The organism is Bacillus sp. S10(2024) (assembly GCF_050473865.1).
Lineage (GTDB): Bacteria > Bacillota > Bacilli > Bacillales > Bacillaceae_G > Bacillus_A.
Genome location: NZ_JBFLUR010000002.1, coordinates 1,144,367 through 1,165,078 on the forward strand (window position 1 = coordinate 1,144,367; position 20,712 = coordinate 1,165,078).

Sequence of the window (20,712 nt, forward strand, 5' to 3'; positions counted from 1 at the left end):
TACGAATGTCTAATTATCAAGAGGTTCGCTATTCATTGTCAGGTGCGCAAACAGGTATGTGGTTTGCGCAGCAACTTGATCCAGAGAATCCAATTTATAATACTGGTGAGTATATAGAAATACATGGTGCAGTAGATACAAAAATATTTGAGGTAGCAGTGCGTAAGGTTGTAATGGAAACTGAATCTTTACATGTTCATTTTGAGGAAGATGAAAACGGGCCATGGCAAGTTATTGAGAATTCTCCTGAATTTCATATGCATATAATCGATGTTAGTGGAGAAGAGAACCCGATAAAAGCCGCTGAAGCTTGGATGGAATTAGATTTATCTAAGCCGATTAACTTGAAAAAGGACAGGCTGTATACAGAGGCGCTTTTTAAAGTTTCTTCTAATCGTTTCTTTTGGTATCAGCGCATTCACCATATTGTAATGGATGGCTATGGTTTTTCGTTACTTGCAGAGCGAGTAGCAAAAGTGTATACGGCATTAATGAGTAATCAATCGTATGATGAGCGTTCATTTGGACACTTACATACTATGTTAGAGGAGGACGCAACATATCGTACATCAGAACAATTTGAGAAGGATCGTGATTTTTGGTTAGAACGCTTTCAAGATCAACCCGAAGTAGTAAGTTTGGCAGAACGCGCTTCTAGAACATCAAGAGCATTTCTTCGTCAAACAGCCTATCTGTCTCATTTAAGTACAGAATCTTTGCAAAAGGTTGCACATAAGTGCAGTGCAAGTTGGCCGGAGCTTATTATAGCCGCAACTGCAATCTATATTTACAAACTAACAAGTGCAAAGGATGTAATTCTAGGTTTACCGATAATGGGACGATTAGGATCTGCATCTATTAATGTTCCTAGTATGGTTATGAATGTAGTCCCGTTGCGCTTATCTATAAGCTCCGATTTGAGTTTTGCTGAGGTTATTCAAAATGTTTCTCATGAGATCCGTAATATACGCCTTCATCATAAGTATCGTCATGAGGAATTGCGACGAGATTTGAAATTATTAGGAGAAAATCAAAGGTTATTTGGGCCAATGATTAATGTAATGCCATTTGATTATGGTCTAAACTTTGCAGGAAATCGTGGAATGAAACATAATCTTTCAGCAGGACCAGTTGATGATCTTTCAATAAATGTGTCAAATGAGTTTGGTGGAAACGGCTTAAGGATTCATTTTGACGCAAATCCTGAGGTGTATAACGTGGAAGAGCTACTAATTCATAAAATGAGATTTGTGAATCTTCTGGAAAACATCTTGAATTTTCAAGTAAATTCACCGATTGGAAAACTAGAACTCTTACTTCATGAAGAACGTAAGCAAGTTTTGGTCGAATGGAATCAAAATACGAAGGAAGATTCATTCATAAGTGTACCTGCTCTCATTGAAAAACAAGTAAGTAAATCTTCTGATTCTACTGCTGTAGTATGTAATGGGGTGGAGCTTACCTATAAAGAATTAAATGAACAGGCAAATCAACTTGCTCATTTCTTGCTAGAACAGGGCGTTCAATCTAAACAATTCGTAGCGTTAGCATTTCCAAGATCTGTAGAGATGGTTATTGGGATGCTAGCAGTTCTTAAGACAGGTGCAGCGTATTTACCGATCGATCCAGAATATCCAGAGGATAGAATTACGTATATACTAAGCGATGCGCAGCCTGTTTGTATCCTAACACATTCTTCTGTTTTGGCTAATTTACCGAATGAGGGTCACACAACAATAGTTGTATTTGATAATAAGGATACAAAAGAGGAGTTAAGAGGATATCCGAAAAGTAATCTAGATTCATTTGATAGCGTATCACTTTTAAATCCTGCATATACAATTTATACTTCGGGGTCAACAGGTAAGCCAAAAGGTGTAGTTGTGCCAATGCAAAGCTTAAGTAACTTTTTATTGGCAATGCAAGATCAATTCTCATTACATGCAAATGACCGTTTGTTAGCTGTTACAACTTTTGCGTTTGATATTTCCGCTTTAGAAATCTATTTACCACTTATTAGTGGATCGAGCGTTCAAGTTGCTAAGAAGGAAGCAGTCCAAGATTCGACTGTATTAACAGAGATTATTCAAAAAGAAAATATTACAATTATGCAGGCTACACCAACACTTTGGCATACACTTGTAACGGATTATCCAGAAAGGTTAATAGGACTTAAAGTTCTTGTTGGTGGTGAAGCGCTTCCTTCTAATCTAGCATGTAAGTTAAAAGAATTAAATTGTCATGTTACCAATCTTTATGGACCAACTGAAACAACAATTTGGTCAACTTTAATGAATATGGAAGAAGAGAACGGTACACCTTCTATTGGAAGACCGATTTGGAATACGCAAGTATTTGTACTAGATGCAAGTCTACAACCTGTGCCACCTGGAGTAATTGGTGAATTGTATATTGCTGGTGCTGGACTGGCAAATGGATATTTAGGAAGACCTGATTTAACAGCTGAACGGTTTGTTGCTAACCCATATGGACCACCCGGCACACGCATGTACCGTACAGGTGACCTTGTCAAATGGCGTATGGATGGTTCATTAGATTATGTTAGTCGTTCCGATCATCAAATTAAGATTCGTGGGTTCCGCATTGAGCTAGCTGAAGTGGAAACGGTATTGCAGAAACATCCTCATGTAGAACAAGTAATTGTAATCGTTCGTGAGGATCAACCTGGTGAGAAACGCTTAGTTGCTTATATTGTACCTCATGTTGAAGGAAGCTTTGACTCTGCAGAGTTTCGGACGTATGCTGCAGAAAACTTGCCAAGTTATATGATACCATCGGCGATTATGATTTTATCTGAATTGCCGTTAACACCGAACGGAAAAATTAATCGTCAAGCATTGCCAGCACCTAATTTTAATTTATTTGTTAGTGAACGCGTAGCTAGAAATCCAAAAGAAGAAATTTTATGCGATTTGTTTGCAGAAGTATTGAATCTAGCGAGGGTTGGAATAGATGATAACTTCTTTGAAATAGGTGGCCATTCTCTATTAGCTGCTCGTTTAATGAGCCGTATTCGTGAAACGTTAGGTGTAGAATTAAGGATTGGAAAACTATTTGAATCGCCAACTGTTGCTAAACTTGTTAAACAGCTAGATAGTGCTCAAAGTGCAAGACCAGCCGTTCAAAAAGTGGAACGTTCCAAGGAAGTACCACTTTCTTTTGCGCAGCGTCGTTTATGGTTTTTAAACTGTTTAGAAGGTCCAAGCCCAACTTACAATATTCCGGTAGTGATTCGGATGTCCGGAGAATTAAATCACGAGGCTTTACAAGGCGCATTCTATGATGTTGTCGATCGGCATGAGACGCTGCGAACAATTTTTCCAAATACGCTTGGTATGTCACACCAGCAGATTTTGGAGACTATTGATGCTATACCGAATCTCATAATTACACATACAACTGAGTCAGAATTACCTGAATTACTTGCTGAAACAGTACGATATAGCTTTAAACTGGCAGAAGAGCCCGCTATTCGAATTCAGCTTTTTGAAATAAACCCCAATGAGCATGTACTACTTATATTATTACATCATATTGTTGGCGATGGCTGGTCTTTAAATCCGCTATCAAGAGATCTTGCTGCTGCCTATCAAGCGCGTTGTCAAGGTGAACCAGTTCAGTGGAAGTCACTTCCGGTGCAGTATGCGGATTACGCTCTTTGGCAGCAGGAGTTGTTAGGAAATGAGAGTACACAAGATGGGCTTATTTCACAACAAATTGATTTTTGGAAAGAAGAGTTGAAAGATTTACCAGAGCAAATTGAGTTACCTATAGATTTTCAGCGTCCCGCGGAAACGAGTTACCGCGGAGAAACGATACATTTCCATTTGAATTCTGAGTTACATGAACGATTATTAGAGCTTGCTCGAAAAAATAGTGTTAGCTTATTTATGGTCTTACAATCTGGCCTTGCAGCATTACTTACACGGTTAGGAGCCGGAACTGATATTCCAATAGGAAGTCCAATTGCCGGACGTAATGATGATGCTCTCGGAGATATTGTTGGATTGTTCGTAAATACACTTGTTTTACGTACAGATACATCTGGAGATCCTAGCTTTAGTGAGCTTTTAAGTCGTGTACGTAAGGTCAATCTTGCAGCATATGAACATCAAGATGTCCCATTTGAAAGACTTGTTGAAGTATTGAATCCCATACGTTCGAGAAATAGTCATCCACTATTTCAAATTATGTTAGCTTTTCAAAATACACCAGAAGCTACACTAGATGTGCCGAATTTAGAAACAATCATTGAGATTGAAAGTGTTGGGTCATCAAAATTTGATCTTACTATTGAATTAAGTGAACGTAACACTGCTGAAGGTACACCAAATGGCTTACACGGTTTAGTTGAATACAGTACAGATTTATTTAAACGCGAAACAATAGAAAAACTCGCTGCACGTTTATTGCGATTGTTAGAAAATGCTGTAGAAAATCCAGATCAACCGATTGGATGTTTAGAAATCTTAATACAAGAAGAGCGTCAAACAGTACTACAAAAATGGAATAGTGATGTTCAGCTTATACCTGAAATGACTTTACCAAAATTATTCGAAAAGCAAGTTCAACGTACACCAGAAGCTACTGCAGTAGTATTTGAAAATACTAAAATAAGTTATGCAGAGCTAAATAAGAAAGCAAATCAGCTCGCACGCCTATTGATTGCGAAAGGTGTTGGACCAGAAAAAATGGTTGCTTTAGCAATGTCAAGATCGTTAGAAATGGTTGTCAGCTTATTAGCAGTTCTGAAAGCTGGTGGTGGATATTTACCGTTAGATCCTGATTATCCATCCGATCGTATCGCGTTTATGTTAAATGATACAAAACCTACTTGTGTCATTACAAACACACAAGTAGTAATTGATTGTGGCAAGATACCAAAAATTGTAGTTGATGATTCGAAAATAATTGGAGAATTAAGTAAGCATAGCGAAGAGAATATAGGAGATATAGAACGAATACAACTGTTATCACCTTTACATATCGCCTATGTTATTTACACATCAGGTTCGACAGGTAGACCAAAAGGTGTAATGATTCCTCATCAAAATGTCTTTAGACTGTTTGAAACAACAAATCATTTGTTCCAATTTCATTCAGAAGATGTTTGGACAATGTTCCATTCTTATGCTTTTGATTTCTCAGTTTGGGAAATTTGGGGACCGTTATTGTATGGGGGACGTCTTGTTGTTGTACCACACACTGTGACCCGTTCACCTAAAGAATTTTTAGATCTACTTGTTCGTGAAAAAGTAACAGTTTTAAATCAGACACCATCAGCATTTTATCAACTTATGCAAGCGGATCGTGAAAATATTGAAGCGGGGCAAAAACTTTCTTTACGCTATATTATCTTTGGCGGTGAGGCACTGGAACTTAGTCGTTTAGAAGATTGGTATAGTCGTCATCCGGAAAGTTCACCTAAACTTATCAATATGTATGGTATTACAGAAACAACTGTACACGTGAGTTATATTGAACTTGATCAAAATGTTGTATCTTTACGAGCAAATAGTTTAATAGGATGTAGTATACCAGATCTTAAAGTTTATGTATTAGATAACTATTTACAGCCGGTACCACCAGGAATAGTAGGAGAAATGTATGTCGCAGGGGCAGGGCTTGCCCGTGGTTATTTAGGACGTGCGGGATTAACTGCTGAACGATTTATAGCAGATCCATATGGAAAACCTGGTACCCGCATGTACCGTACAGGAGATTTGGCACGTTGGCATCAAGATGGCACATTAGATTATATAGGACGTGCAGACCATCAAATTAAAATTAGGGGTTTTCGAATTGAACTAGGTGAAATTGAAGCAGTTATTATGCGGCACCCTCATGTTGAACAAGTGGCTGTTATTGTACGTGAAGATCAACCTGGTGATAAGCGTTTAGTGGCCTATATTGTTTCTTCAGAACATAATGTTCTTGATACAACTGCAATGCGCCAGTATGTAGGACATAGTTTACCTAATTATATGATCCCATACGCTTTCGTTATGATAAGTGAATTACCTCTAACTCCAAATGGCAAGTTAGATCGTAGAGTATTACCGGCACCAGAGTTCACAACATCTACAATAAGTAGAGGACCACGAACACCACAAGAGGAAATATTATGTAATTTATTTACAGACGTTCTGAATTTACCACGAATTAGTATTGATGATGGTTTCTTTGATCTTGGTGGTCATTCATTACTTGCGGTTCAGTTAATGAGCCGAATTAGAGAAGCACTTGGAGTAGAATTGAGTATTGGGAACTTGTTTGCGGCACCAACAGTTGCTGGGCTTGCTGAAAGACTTAAGATGGGAACAAGCCAAAGTGCACTAGATGTAATTTTGCCATTAAGAACAAGTGGGGAACAATTGCCTATATTCTGTGTGCATCCAGCAGGTGGACTAAGCTGGTGTTATGCAGGATTAATGAAGTCTTTAGGGACGAATTATCCAATTTATGGTGTACAAGCGCGTGGTATTGCAAAAAATGAAGAACTACCAAAAACATTAGAAGAGATGGCTACAGATTATATTGAACATATTCGTGAGGTTCAGCCGTACGGCCCATATCGCCTATTAGGTTGGTCTCTTGGAGGAAATGTTGTTCACGCAATGGCGACCCAATTACAAAATCAGGGAGAAGAGGTTGAACTGCTTGTTATGCTTGATTCTTATCCAGGTCACTTCCTACCGAATACAGATGCACCTAGTGAGGAAGAAGCGCTCATTGCATTACTGGCATTAGGTGGATATGACCCAGATAACATGGATGGAAAGCCTCTTGATATGGCGAACGCTCTTGATATACTTCGCAAGGATGGAAGTGCGCTAGCTAGTCTTGAAGAGGAGACGATTTTGAATTTAAAAGAAACATACGTAAATTCTGTCAGTCTTTTAGGGAAGTACGTTCCAAAAACATTCCAGGGTAACCTTTTATTCTTTAGATCAACAATTATACCAGAATGGTTTGATCCAATTTCTCCAGACACATGGCATAGTTACATAGATGGAGAAATTGAACAGTATGAAATTGATTGCCGTCATAAAGATTTATGTCAGCCAGGGCCACTTACAGAAATTGGGCAAATATTAGCTGGTAGATTACAAGAAATGAGAGGGGCAAGTAAAGTATGACGAATCCATTTGAAAATGATAACTTCATGTATAAAGTGCTAGTAAATGAGGAAGGCCAGCACTCTGTCTGGCCAGCCTTTCTTGATGTACCATCTGGTTGGGATGTTGTTCATGGACAAGATAGTAGACAAGCTTGTCTAGCATATATTGAATTACATTGGAATGATATGCAGCCAAATCATCTTCGCTCGCTTGCATGCATTCCAGCAGAGAAGTAACAATGAATTTGAAAATGAATCCGAAAATTGTTGTTAGTGTTGTGTATGTAGTTGCTATGTTTATGGCTTCCATGGACGCAACGATCGTAAATATAGCTTTGCAAACGATTAGTCGTGAATTACAAGTTCCGCCTTCAGCAATAGGGGCTGTTAATGTTGGCTATCTAGTGAGTCTTGCTATAGTCCTACCCATTTCTGGATGGCTTGGAGATCGATTTGGTACAAAGCGAGTATTTTTAATTGCGCTTTCTATATTTACAGCTGCTTCTGCACTATGCGGAATTGCTGATAATATTATTGCTTTAAATATATTTCGGATGATACAAGGTGCTGGCGGAGGGCTATTGACACCAGTCGGAATGGCGATGTTATTTCGAACATTTTCTCCACAAGAAAGACCGAAGATTACAAGGTTTATTGTTTTCCCAATTGCTGTTGCTCCGGCAATTGGACCGATTATTAGTGGGTTCTTTATAGAGCATATGTCTTGGCGATGGGCATTTTATATTAATCTACCTTTTGGAATAATGGCTTTACTATTTGGTTTGTGGTTTTTAGTTGAGCATATTGAAAAAACTGCTGGCCGGCTAGATTTACCTGGCTTTATCCTTTCGGCATTAGGTTTTGCGATGTTGATATATGCAATGAGCCAGGGACCATCGAAAGGTTGGGGCTCTCCAGAAATAATAGGGACAGGGTTAGGTGGACTTTTACTTATCGTACTCTTTATTTTAGTTGAGCTTCGTGTAAATCAACCACTGCTGGATTTTCGCTTACTACAAGATCGACTATTTCGGAATATGAGTCTCATTTCGCTATTTACAGCTGCTGGATTACTCGGCATGTTATTTGTATTCCCGCTTATGTATCAAAATGGATTACATGCGTCAGCGCTAGAAACAGGTCTTACTACATTTCCTGAAGCGGTTGGATTGATGATTGCTTCCCAGATTGTACCTTGGTCTTACAAAAAGTTTGGTGCACGTAAGTTGATTTCTTCCAGTTTACTATGCGCAGCAATCGTATTTATTTTGTTAAGCTTCGTAAATCAGGAGACAAACCCTTGGGTTATTCGAATATTACTTTTTCATATAGGTTTTTTCCTAGGTCACTCTGTAGGATCTGTTCAATGTTCAGCTTTTCATAATATTTCCCCATCCTCAATGGGGAGAGCAACAACCATTTTTAATGTACAAAATCGGTTAGGTTCTGCTATCGGTGTTGCAATTCTTGCGAGTCTGCTGGATGTTTTGGGGAATGATACTGTCGGTGAAACAGGAACTGACAATACTAGTATTGCAGCGTATCAAATTACTTTGATTGGTGCTGCTATATTTCTTTTAGTAGCATTGTTGATTGCATTAAGAATTCGGGATGCAGATATGATACGAACAGTACATAAGGAACAACCAATTCATTCAAAAGCAATAGCGAATGAGTAACGTATTGTAAAAAATATTATCCAGACTAAGCAAAAAGTTTGGATAATATTTTCACTCAAGTATTGTACGAGAAAATAATATGGAAGTTTCCTTTATAAAATATAGGGAATGTGAAAGTGAGTGATTTTTTATGAAAGATTGGGAGGTTGGTGATTCCGTACCACTACTTACTAGAGATAGCTGTCAAATATGGTGGGCGCGAATTACAGACATACAACCATGGCATTATGACTTATTAAATGAAACAGAACGAGAAAGAGCAAATTTATTTCATCATTCCCATGATCAAGCAAGGTTTATTATTGGATGTGTGATTAGTAGATTAGTATTAGGTGTGCAGATTCAGATGTTGCCTTATCAAGTCCCAATAGACCGTACCTGTTCTAATTGCAAACTACCACATGGACGGCCACAATTACCTAATGGAATGCCGCATTTTTCTGTATCGCATTCAGGCGAAATAGTAGGAGTTGCATTTACTGCGTCAACACCTGTGGGGTTTGATGTAGAACAATTGAAACCAAAGCTTGATGTGGCGACAATGTCTGAAGGAGTACTAACGGATCTAGAATTCGCTCAAATTAAAAAGTTAACAATAGAAGAGCAAGTAAAAGGATTTTTAATATATTGGACAAGAAAAGAGTCATTTTTAAAAGCAACAGGAGAGGGGCTTACTATTCAACCTTCTAATGTTAGTGTGTCTAGTCCAGCCTCTTCTCCTCAGTTACTTTTATTTAAGAATAAACCAGAACTTGTAGAAAGTACTTCGATGATAGATTTGTATCCAGAAACCGATTATGTCGCAGCTCTTTCTATACTAAGTAAAGATGTAAAAGAAATTAGACAGTTTCATGCAAAGCAACTTTTAGATAAAAATTAGAACATGACTGTATCCTATTAGAATAAGTTGGTTTTGATAACCGTTATTTCATTATTTATAAAAGAGGTGTTTGTTATGTTGGTTATAGAGAGTGTAAAAAGAGAATCCAGTAATAGTAGATCAACTAAAATAATAAAAGATCTACTATTCTCTAACAATGAATCAACTAAAGTACTGTTAGAAAAAATACTGAAGGATACTGTTCAGACAAATATAGTTGAACAAGATATGATTGAGAGAAAGTTCATTCCGAAAGAAGCAAGGAATTTTTTTGATATCAATGGGACATTTCTTTATAGATTATCTTCAATTCATTATAACGGGAAAGTACTATCTGAGAGTGTGGCTTTTGTTGATGCAGCTCTTTTACATGAAAGCCTTACAGAAAAATTAGAAGCGAGAAATATGTTCATTGAAAATATCATACAACGAATACAAGCACGAAGAAATATTTTATATCAAGGTTATCAACCTTCCGGAAATATTCTTGAGTTATGTAACGGATTTTCACTGGAATCTAATATATTCCCTACAATAAAATATCAAGTCGTGCAAAATTCTAAATGTACTTTTTATATTTGTGAAGTATTCCATTTAGACAATATACATAGCGCAGTATACGAAAATTTGTGAATCTTATAAAAGGAAAGTTTTCATCCATAGAAGAAAATACATGAAAATAGATAGAGGGAGTGGTTTACAAATGGGTAATCAAGCATTAGAACAATTACGTAGCGAAATGGATGAAATTAATTTGCAATTATTACACTTATTAAATAAGCGAGGTACAGTTGTTCAGCGAATGGGACAGCAAAAGAAACGACAAGGCATGAAACGTTTCGATCCAGTTCGTGAACGTGAAGTACTTGATATGATTGCAGAGCATAATGAAGGACCATTTGAAACATCTACAGTGCAACATATTTTCAAAATGATTTTTAAGGCGAGCTTAGAACTACAAGAAAATGATAATTGTAAAGCATTGCTGGTTTCGCGTAAAAAGAAACAAGAAAATACGATTGTTGATATTAAAGGTGAATTGTTAGGTAGCGGCATACAAACGTTCATTATGGGGCCTTGTGCAGTAGAAAGCTTAGACCAAGCTCGTCAAGTCGCAAAGGCAATGAAGGAACAAGGAGTTACATTAATGCGCGGCGGTGCATTCAAACCGAGAACATCTCCTTATGATTTCCAAGGATTAGGAGTAGAAGGACTGCAAATTTTACGCCAAGCAGCAGACGAATTTGATTTAGCGATTATTAGTGAAATTTTAAATCCAAATGATGTGGAAATGGCACTTGATTATGTGGATGTGATTCAAGTAGGTACTCGTAATATGCAAAACTTCGATTTACTAAGAACGGTTGGAAAAGTGAATAAACCTGTATTACTAAAGCGCGGTTTAGCAGCGACAATTGATGAATTTGTAAATGCAGCTGAGTATATTATTGCTCAAGGAAATGATCAAATTATTTTATGTGAGCGTGGTATTCGTACATACGAGAGAGCAACGCGTAATACATTGGATATTTCTTCCGTACCGATTTTAAAGAAAGAAACGCATTTACCAGTTGTAGTGGATGTAACGCATTCAACAGGAAGAAAAGACTTATTATTACCAACTGCGAAAGCAGCATTGGCAATTGGTGCAGATGCTGTTATGGCAGAAGTACATCCAGATCCGGCGGTTGCGTTATCAGATTCTGCGCAGCAAATGGATATTTCGGAGTTTCATGCATTCATGAACGAGTTAACCAATTTTAAGAATAAGTTATTGTAGTTAATAAAAATAGAGGTAATTGTGTAAATAACACAAAAGGGGAAATAAAATGAGGTATATAACAGCTGGTGAATCACACGGTCCGCAGTTGACAGTAATTTTAGAAGGTGTTCCTGCAGGTCTATCTTTAACTGCAGAAGATATAAATAAAGAGTTATTAAGACGCCAAAAGGGCTATGGCCGCGGAAGACGGATGCAAATTGAAACGGATACTGTGGAAATTGTAAGCGGCGTGCGTCATGGCTATACTCTTGGTTCACCGATTACATTGGTTGTGAAAAATGATGATTTCAAACATTGGACAAAAGTCATGGGTACACATCCGATTTCGGAGCAAGAAAGTAAAGAAATGAAACGAACGATTACAAAACCACGTCCAGGGCATGCGGATTTAAATGGAGCAATTAAGTATGGTCATCGTGATATACGCAATGTATTAGAACGCTCTTCTGCAAGGGAGACAACTGTGAGAGTAGCCGCAGGGGCTGTTGCGAAACAGATTTTAACCGCGTTAGGAGTAAATATTGCAGGGCATGTCCTTGAAATTGGTGGTGTAAAAGCGAAGCAAGTTCTTGGAAAATCATTAGAAGAGATGCAACTGATTTCAGAACATTCGCCTGTTCGCTGCTTAGATCACGAAGCAGAGCAAGCAATGATGGAAGCAATTGATGCAGCAAAAAGTAACGGAGATTCTATAGGTGGCATCGTGGAAGTGGTTGCGGAAGGAATGCCGATTGGCGTTGGTAGTTACGTTCATTATGACCGGAAACTAGATGCAAGGTTAGCGGCGGCTGTCATGAGTATGAATGCATTTAAAGGTGTTGAAATTGGCATTGGTTTTGAAGCAGCAAGGCGACCAGGAAATGCTGTACATGATGAGATTTTGTGGGATGACGAAATGGGTTACACGCGAAAAACGAATAACGCTGGTGGATTAGAAGGCGGAATGACAACAGGAATGCCGATTGTTGTTAGGGGTGTGATGAAACCAATTCCTACATTATATAAACCACTAGCAAGTGTAGATATTGATACGAAGGAAGTATTTCAAGCAAGTATTGAACGTTCAGATAGCTGTGCAGTACCAGCAGCGAATGTAGTGACAGAAGCAGTTGTCGCTTGGGAACTGGCTGATGCATTAGTAGAACAATTTGGACAAGATCGTATGGAGCTGATAAAGAATAATATTGCTCAGCATAAGAAGTATGCGAAAGAATTTTAAATGAAACAATAAAAGTCGCTATTTCTATTTTTAAGAGATAGTGACTTTTATTGTTACATGAATTAAATAAGATGTAGATAATCTAAAATGTTTTTTCCAATTAAAAAGAGAGTTACTGCGATAAATAATATTCTGACATACGATACACCTTTTTTAATCGCGAAGTTGGATCCTACAAGAGCTCCTAAAATCATAGCAATCCCCATCGGAATTCCATATGAAAAATTCACAATATCTAAGTATAAAAACATGATGAGAGCGGCAATGTTACTACCAAAATTAAGAACTTTTGCATTACCGGCTGACTGAATAAAATCAAACCCAATCATTAAAAAGGAAAATAGCAAAAACGAACCAGTTCCAGCCCCAAAGAATCCGTCATAAAATCCAATAATAAATACTGTTACCGCAAATGCTGCTCCTCTTTTCCAGTTCATTCCTTCATATGTAGAATCTTTTCCCCAATCTTTTTTCAAAATTGTATAGATAGCAACTGTAATTAGTAATACTAGCACTAATGGTTTTAATACTTGTGAGGAAATATGCTTTACCACATATGCACCAAAAAACGAACCAATTACAGTCAAAGGGAATAATTTAGATACAAGTCGAAAATTAACTTTACCTGATTTAATAAATGATATTGTACTTGTTAAAGCTCCCATTGAACTAGCTAATTTATTCGTAGCAATTGCTGTTGAAGGTGGCAATCCTGTAAATAGTAAGGCCGGTATAGAAATCAAACCACCACCTCCAACTACTGAATCGATGAATGCAGCTAAAAAACCAGATAGTACTAAAAAAGCTAGTGTGTATAAGTTTAAATCTTCCATAGTAACTACTCCTAAAATAGTATTTTGTTATTAGAGAAAGGTTCTAATTATTAGTCACTATTAAAGTAGTGACTAAATATATGTTAGCAAAATCATAAGTATTTGTGAATAAAAAATTCGAAAATAATGACTAATAAGGAAAGTTGAGAAATCAAATTTAATTAGATGTTAGCAATTGATAACGAAATAGAAATCATTTACTAAAATGTTTTTTAACGATACTATTAGCTTTAGTAGTTAAATATTTAACGTTATTTTAAACGCTTATATAGGAAGGTTATTATGGAAAAAATCTTACAAAAAGTTCAATCGCTAGGTTTTAATCAATACGAAGCGAAAGCGTATGTAGCCCTTGTATATTTAGGGGCATCAAGCGCTTATCAAATAAGTAAACAATCAGGTGTTCCTCGTGCTCGGATATATGAAGTGTTAGAAGGATTAGAAAAAATGGGTGTGGTGATGAAAGAAGAAGTAAATGAAGCTACACAATATTCTCCTTTGCCTGTTGATGTATTTCTAGAATCAATTAAACAAAAATGGGAAGATACATATACATCTGTACAACAAGAATTAAAAGCAGTTGAAAGTCAAAGGCCAAAAACTGATCCGCGTGTTATAACGATAAAGGGAGAAGAAACGATACTTTCATTTTGTCGCATTCTACTTCGCCGAGCTCAAAACAGAATTATAATATCTATGTGGAGGACAATGTATGAAAAGCTTGAAGATGACTTACAAGAGATGCAAAAAACTTGTAGTCTAAAGGGAATTGTTTTTCAAGTTGAGAATCCATTGCCAAATTTAGTAATTCATCGTAAGACCGATTATGTAGATAACATCGGAGAAAAAAAGTGGTTTATTATTTCTATTGATGGCAAAGAAATGATTTACGGTCACCCTGTAGAACAAAATGAAAATACCTTTTATACAGATGACCCTGTACATGTGTCACTATTAGAAAATTACATATGGCATGATGTATTAGTGAATCGATTAATGCAAGAAAGTAAAGAGAATTTACAACCTTGGATTTCTGCAGAAAGAGAAAAGTTTTTTAATTAATGATTTCCACATATTACTCGATAAAATGTAGAGATCCTATAGAAATGTTTACGGAGATCGCTTAACGTTTATTATAAGCGGTCTTTTTTAGTATACATTTTGTAAGTGAATAACATTAAAATACCTCATCTTTTTTTCTTCCACATAATTTCTTGTAATTTCCTTTCATTTTATGTTCGAAATTTTAAAAAAGTCTCTGAAATTGATAAGCTATAAACTTCGCACTTCAAATAAAATTTTTTATAGTTATTGCGAGAGAAAAAATTTTCTCAAACGTTATATAGAGTGTAAAAGCTTTTACAAAAATGTAAGGAGAGTTGTTACATGAAGTCTAATGATACAAATTTTATACGGCGATTACAGCGACAAAAAGAAGACGCACTCGAATTCATAGTCGATATGTATTTACCGCTAATAAAAGGAATTACTTATAAAATCCTTGCTCCACTTGAAAATAAAGGAGTCATAGAAGAATGTATAAATGATGTATTTTTGTCCATTTGGAACAATTCGAAAAAGTTTCATGGAGATCAAACTGATTTTAAGAAATGGATTTGCGTGATTGCGAAATTTAAAGCGATTGATTATTATCGAAAGGCTGCAAATAATATAGAACTTCCTCAAAATTATATGGATTTGAATGCAGAAAAGTCACCTGAAGATGAACTGATTTTAATAGAAGACCGAAATGAACTCATAAAGTTAATGAATCAGTTAGAGCCAATCGATAGAGAGATTTTTATTATGAAGTTTTTTCTAGGTTTAAAAACGGAAGATATAGCACAAAAATTTGGTTTAACTAGAGCAGCTGTAGATAATCGGATTTATCGGGGGAAAAAGAAACTGCATAAAACTGCTACAAATCTTAATTTGGGAGGTAGTGTAGTATGAAAGATATTTATGAATTGTTAAATGATGTAGATATAGATGAAACGGAATTTAAAGAAATGGAAGTAAGTGAACTTGAAAAGGCAAAGGTGAAACGCACTTTAAAACAATCTATATATAAGAAGAAACATACAAAAAGTTGGAAAGTAAAAATCGTTGCAGCTACAATTATTGTTGGTTTATCAGCTACTACTTTTGGATTAGCATTTCCTACTTATGCAGGGAGTTTACCTATAATGGGTGATATTTTTCGCTTTTTAGATAATGGGAGAACAGGTCTTTACGGTGGTTATAAAGAGTTTTCAACTGAAATGAATATGACAAAAGAAAGTAAAGATATTAAAGTTACTATTAATGATGCGGTTTTTGATGGGAAAACAACAACATTTACATATTCTATAGAAAGTGAACAAGACTTAGGGGATAAACCTGTTATATTCGATAATTTAAATTTAGTGGGGGCAGATGGAATGACAGGAAGTTCTCAAATTTCAAAAGTTGCTGAAAAGAAGTATGTAGGCTTGGTAACGGCTACTCATCAAAATCCAAAGAAAAAAGATTCTATAAATGTAAGATGGAATGTAGAAGGTATAAAAATTTCAGATCAGGAGAAAGAAATTAAAGGAAATTGGAATTTCGCTTTTAATTTAAAAGCAATAGATAATAATGAGAAGTCGATTAACGGTAGTGTAGAAAAAGATGGTGTAAAAGTAAATATGGAGAAGTTAACAATAACACCGATATCATTCATTGTTTACTACAACCAAGAAGTTTTTAAAGAAGTTAGAAAGAAATGGGATGATGTGGATATAGAGTTAGAAATTAAAGATGACTTAGGAAATCAATATTCGGGGGAAGGAAACGGAGGAACTGGTAAAGATCCATATAATATTAGCTGGAGTAAAACGTTTCAAAAGCTTGATAAAAATGCAACTAAACTAATCATAAGCCCTCATGTTAATTTACGAATTCATACTCCTGATAATCATGGAGGAGTAGAAATGACAGGAGGAAAAGAAAAGAAAATCTCAGTGCCAGAAAAATCTGGTGGAGAGAAGAATTTTGTTTTAGAAGATATAGTGATTGATTTAAAGAAATAACAATATTCTATGAACATTTTAGCGTATTTTTCCATAAAAATGTAGCATAACTAAACGTAAGTAATTACACATTTGATATGTTAACAATTTTAAGGGGGAATTAGCGCATGGCATTTTTATGGTCATTAATTGTTGGCGGTATTTTAGGTTGGTTTGCAAGCTTAATTATCGGAAGAGATGTTCCTGGTGGTGTAATTGGTAATATTATTGCGGGGATCATTGGATCCTGGATTGGTACATCGCTTCTTGGTAAATTCGGCCCTGTGATTGGCGGCTTTTCAATTGTCCCAGCCTTAATTGGTTCCATTATTCTTATTTTTATCGTTAGCTTTTTGCTTCGGATGATGAAAAAGTAAAGTAGGAGGACTGTTTACTAGTGTAAGCAGTCCTTTTTCGTTAATTTTGTGTTATATTCATAAATCTGTTATGCTAAGGGCATAACATTTGGAGGTGTCAACATGAAAGAATTTACAGTTAATTTTCATCAAGAAGATAATGCAAAAGCAACGACTGTTTATAAATTAAATGAAGATGATTTTAATAAAGCTACAGAAGGCGGTACGCGTCATCTGTTTGATTTAGATACAAACGTAGGTTTTTTTGTTTTCTTCGATGCAGAAGATGCTGAAGGTAATGAGCAATATTTAATGCTTCAATATGAAGGGGATCATGAAGAACCAAGCGCGTGCTACGGTTTTGATTTAAAACTATTTTATCAATTTGTAGCTCTGTATTTAAATGATCTTGAATTCCAAGGTGAAACAGATGAAGAAGAGGAAGAATACGGTCCAATTCATCATTTGGCACATTTACTTTATCACATCGTAGAAGACGGAAAAGAGATTGAAGCTTAATTACATAAGAAAGGCTGCCCATTATGCGGACAGCCTTTTTGTTTTGTCTTGTTTTAGAATATAAGTTATAAAGAGATACTGACATGTGCCGCCGATGATAAGAAAAACGGCACACATATTAAACAAGAAACTCCCACTAAAATGTTGTAATAATAACGCTCCAGCTGCTGGACCGAGCATTCGTGAAATATCCCAGTGCGTACCGTAAATCGAAAAATATATGCCTCGCATATGTTCTGGTGCTAATTCAGAAACGAAACGTAACAAATGATTTAAAGCGATACTTTCTCCTATTGTTAAAATTAGTAGTGTAAAAAATAGTAACCATAATGTATTGGAGTAGCCGTAGCCAATCGCGGCAATCGTATAGCAAATATAAGAAATAACAATAATTTTTTGCATAGAAAATTTTTCTGCCCATTTTACGACTCCTACTTGCAAAACAATCTCCATAATGCCTTTACAAGTAGCCATAAATGTAAAAACAAACATAAAATTAGTGAATAATTCCTTTTCGGCATATAGTCGATAGTTTGTTTCCATTTGCGCATAGAAAAAACTGATAGGTAGCATAAAAATCATAAGCCCAAACACACTATAATGTCGCGATAGAAAATTTCTCCAATTCGTAGGTGTAGTTTTTTGTTCATCATGTTGGAAAAGTGGAGCTGTTTCGGGAAGTTGTGTCCATACAAGAACTGAATAGAGAAATAAAGCAGTAGCTTCTAAGATAAAAAGAATAATTGGATTATCATTGTAGAATAGATATCCAAGTGCAGGACCAACGATTGTTCCGACTGCTCCAACCGTTTGAATGAGAGCAAATACTTCAGCCTGCTTTTCTTTCTCTGTTACATCTACAATTTGCGCCCGCTGTGCAGGGATATAAAGAGAACGCCCTAGACCATTCATAATGTAAAAGAGAGCAAATAGTATAACGGATTCGGCGAAAATAAAACCAGTCATAGCACATGCTTGTAAGAGTAGTCCAGTTAGAATAATTCTTTTTCGTCCATATCGATCTGTTATGCTGCCGCCAAAAAGTGTAAAGAGAATTTCACTAAGCGGTTGTAGACCAAAAAGTAACATAGTAAACAAGGCGTTTCCATTTAATGCTTTGTTTACATATAAGATAAAAATAAGTGCGAGCATTGCTCCGGTTATACTTGTTAATAGTTCTCCAAATAACCGAATCCATATTGGTTTACTGTAACGTTTTGCAAATGTCATCATTTCATTCTCTCCTTTCTATATGGAAATTTTATGATGGAAAGGAAAGAGGAAAAAGAGTAGAATGGAGCAAAGAAATTTTTCATCTTTTAGGGGGATATGCATGGTAATTTTGGATCATTACATACAGCTTTGGCTTCAGTATGCAAAAGGGAGAAATCTTGGGGACAACATAGAAATATCGCTGCAAGACATTTCAAAATCATTATATTGTACAGATCGAAATAGTAAATTCACAATAAAAAAACTAGAAGAAATGCAATGGATTTGTTGGTTTCCAGGACGGGGAAGAGGAAATCGATCGAAAATCGCTTTTTTACAAGATCCTGCATCGCTTATTTATGAAAAAGGAAAAGCATTAGTAAAACAAGGAGAAATCAAAAGTGGAAAAGCATTTATTCAAACATATGCAAAACATTTCCCTTACATATTAAAACAATTCCAAACATGGATTGACACACTTTTTGGATACCACATTGAACAGTCACCTCAAGGAAGAATTGATGTTTTACGTTTAAACATGCGCATACGGCCAATTACATGTTTAGATCCGATGTATGTGACACTCCGTTCTGAGTGCCACATTGTTAAGCACGTTTGTGATACGCTTGTTCATTATAATGAACTGACAAATGAAATTGAACCTCGCCTTGCTTTCTATTGGGAATACAATCATACACATAATATATGGACATTTTATCTCCGTAAAGGCGTTCATTTTCATAATCAAAAAACGTTTACTGCACAAGATGTTAAGTATACTTTCAATCGTTTTTTAAGTACAAAAGATAATCCTTATCGATGGATGCTGCAAGATATTAAAAGTATACATATCGTAAGTGAATATACAATCGAAATTCACTTACAAAGAGAAAATGAATTATTTTTACATATTTTAGGAGGGGAACATTGTTCTATTGTTTCGGAATCATATGTAACAGAGAATAATGCATGCCTATTAAATGGAACAGGTCCATTCAAACTTGTTAAAAATGATGATGCACTTCTTATTTTGGAAGTAAATCCTTTATATTTTCGTGAACGCCCATTTCTTGATCGTATTGAACTATGGTACTCACAAGATTTAAGCAGTTATAGTGGTTATGAGGTATTATTAGGTTCTTTACAGCATGATAGAAAGAATGTTCAAAAAGAAACGTCTCAATTAGAAGCGAATGTAACATACATAACACTCAATACAAAAAAACAAGGTCCCATGCAACATATAGGTTTTAGGCAAGCTGTACAACAAATTATCAATGGCAAGAAAATATTAAATGATTTAAGAGGGGAACGAGAAGAAGTAGCAACGAATTTGTTATTAGGGAAAACAATCGAAATAAATAAAGAAAGTTCAATTAAAGAGTTATTGAGAATTAGTGGATATAGTGGGGAAACATTATATTTATATACTTTTCAAGAGCAAGATCACGTTGAGGATTCACATTGGATTCGAAGGGAATGTGCTAAGTATGGAATTAAGATAGAACTATCTTTTTTAGATGCACATGAACTTCTTACACTTCGAACAATAGAAGAAGCTGATTTGATTCATGATAGTGCTACAATAAGCGAGCACACTGAATTAAGCTATCTATATTTACTACTAACGACAAATAGTTTTCTTCATCAGCATAGTTCTTTCAATTTAAATGAAAAGTTGAAACGTGTATTTAAGGAACAAAATCAGAGTGTACGAATGCAATTGTTAGGGGAAACAGAACAGGAGCTCTTAGAAAATATTCATATCATTCCTTTGTATCGTAACAATATGACGATACATACGCATGAGACAATACAAAATGTAGAAATTAACTCCCAGGGCTGGATTAATTTTTATCATATTTGGTTTAAACATACACATAACGTAACAATGTAGTAAAACAAAGTATTCATAACCCATCATTTCTTCGAACGTTATACGATGAAATGATGGGTTTATTCTTTAATATAGGGAGGATAAATCTATACTAGTGATAGCGCTTATTATAGTTTGTTTTTCATAAAGATAGGAAAACATTCCTTCACAGTGTAACAATGTTA

Annotated in this window: 15 protein-coding genes; 13 read left to right on the forward strand and 2 right to left on the reverse strand. The window is 35.7% G+C overall.

Annotated elements, in window-relative coordinates:
- The first annotated feature begins 5 nt into the window (after window positions 1-5).
- The 7 genes from AB1280_RS05945 (at window position 6) to aroC (ending at window position 12,702) form a co-directional block, all read left to right on the forward strand.
- A complete protein-coding gene (locus AB1280_RS05945) occupies window positions 6-7,160 on the forward strand; it encodes an amino acid adenylation domain-containing protein (RefSeq protein WP_429755200.1) in 7,155 nt (2,384 codons plus the stop codon).
- A complete protein-coding gene (locus AB1280_RS05950; protein WP_272187697.1) occupies window positions 7,157-7,378 on the forward strand; it encodes an MbtH family protein in 222 nt (73 codons plus the stop codon). Before AB1280_RS05945 ends, AB1280_RS05950 begins: the two co-directional genes overlap by 4 nt.
- 2 nt (window positions 7,379-7,380) lie before the next feature.
- Window positions 7,381-8,820, forward strand: a complete 1,440-nt coding sequence (locus AB1280_RS05955; RefSeq protein ID WP_429755201.1) for an MDR family MFS transporter — start codon at window positions 7,381-7,383, stop codon at window positions 8,818-8,820.
- Between the two features lie 130 nt (window positions 8,821-8,950).
- Entirely contained in the window at window positions 8,951-9,700 is a 750-nt protein-coding gene (locus AB1280_RS05960) for a 4'-phosphopantetheinyl transferase family protein (protein ID WP_429755202.1), read from the forward strand.
- A 75-nt stretch (window positions 9,701-9,775) separates the two neighbouring features.
- Complete coding sequence (locus AB1280_RS05965; RefSeq protein WP_429755203.1) at window positions 9,776-10,333, forward strand: cold-shock protein; 558 nt, start codon at window positions 9,776-9,778, stop codon at window positions 10,331-10,333.
- Window positions 10,334-10,403: 70 nt separating this feature from the next.
- Window positions 10,404-11,480: a bifunctional 3-deoxy-7-phosphoheptulonate synthase/chorismate mutase gene (locus AB1280_RS05970; RefSeq protein ID WP_429757289.1), complete on the forward strand. Its 1,077-nt coding sequence runs from the start codon at window positions 10,404-10,406 to the stop codon at window positions 11,478-11,480.
- 49 nt (window positions 11,481-11,529) lie between these two features.
- Window positions 11,530-12,702, forward strand: coding sequence for a chorismate synthase (gene aroC / locus AB1280_RS05975; RefSeq protein WP_429755204.1), 1,173 nt, complete (start codon window positions 11,530-11,532; stop codon window positions 12,700-12,702).
- A gap of 62 nt (window positions 12,703-12,764) precedes the next feature.
- Here the strand turns inward: aroC and AB1280_RS05980 are convergent, their stop codons facing one another.
- Window positions 12,765-13,535, reverse strand: a complete 771-nt coding sequence (locus AB1280_RS05980) for a sulfite exporter TauE/SafE family protein (RefSeq protein WP_272187702.1) — start codon at window positions 13,533-13,535, stop codon at window positions 12,765-12,767.
- Window positions 13,536-13,817: 282 nt separating this feature from the next.
- Between AB1280_RS05980 and AB1280_RS05985 the strand changes: the two genes are divergently transcribed.
- From AB1280_RS05985 to AB1280_RS06005, 5 genes are all read left to right on the forward strand, one after another.
- Window positions 13,818-14,597, forward strand: coding sequence for a TrmB family transcriptional regulator (locus AB1280_RS05985; RefSeq protein ID WP_429755205.1), 780 nt, complete (start codon window positions 13,818-13,820; stop codon window positions 14,595-14,597).
- Between the two features lie 324 nt (window positions 14,598-14,921).
- The gene (locus tag AB1280_RS05990) at window positions 14,922-15,488 is read left to right on the forward strand and encodes a sigma-70 family RNA polymerase sigma factor (RefSeq protein ID WP_429755206.1); all 567 of its coding nucleotides are present in this window, start codon (window positions 14,922-14,924) and stop codon (window positions 15,486-15,488) included.
- Window positions 15,485-16,585: a DUF4179 domain-containing protein gene (locus AB1280_RS05995; RefSeq protein WP_429755207.1), complete on the forward strand. Its 1,101-nt coding sequence runs from the start codon at window positions 15,485-15,487 to the stop codon at window positions 16,583-16,585. The genes AB1280_RS05990 and AB1280_RS05995 overlap by 4 nt, the downstream gene beginning before the upstream one ends.
- Before the next feature lie 107 nt (window positions 16,586-16,692).
- Entirely contained in the window at window positions 16,693-16,941 is a 249-nt protein-coding gene (locus tag AB1280_RS06000; protein ID WP_272187707.1) for a GlsB/YeaQ/YmgE family stress response membrane protein, read from the forward strand.
- A gap of 102 nt (window positions 16,942-17,043) precedes the next feature.
- The gene (locus AB1280_RS06005) at window positions 17,044-17,439 is read left to right on the forward strand and encodes a cytosolic protein (RefSeq protein WP_272187708.1); all 396 of its coding nucleotides are present in this window, start codon (window positions 17,044-17,046) and stop codon (window positions 17,437-17,439) included.
- A gap of 21 nt (window positions 17,440-17,460) precedes the next feature.
- Here AB1280_RS06005 and AB1280_RS06010 read toward each other — a convergent pair whose 3' ends face one another.
- A complete protein-coding gene (locus tag AB1280_RS06010) occupies window positions 17,461-18,672 on the reverse strand; it encodes an MDR family MFS transporter (RefSeq protein WP_429755208.1) in 1,212 nt (403 codons plus the stop codon).
- 100 nt (window positions 18,673-18,772) lie between these two features.
- On the opposite strand from AB1280_RS06010, the gene AB1280_RS06015 reads away from it, so the two are divergent.
- Window positions 18,773-20,548: an ABC transporter substrate-binding protein gene (locus AB1280_RS06015; protein WP_429755209.1), complete on the forward strand. Its 1,776-nt coding sequence runs from the start codon at window positions 18,773-18,775 to the stop codon at window positions 20,546-20,548.
- Window positions 20,549-20,712 lie beyond the last annotated feature (164 nt).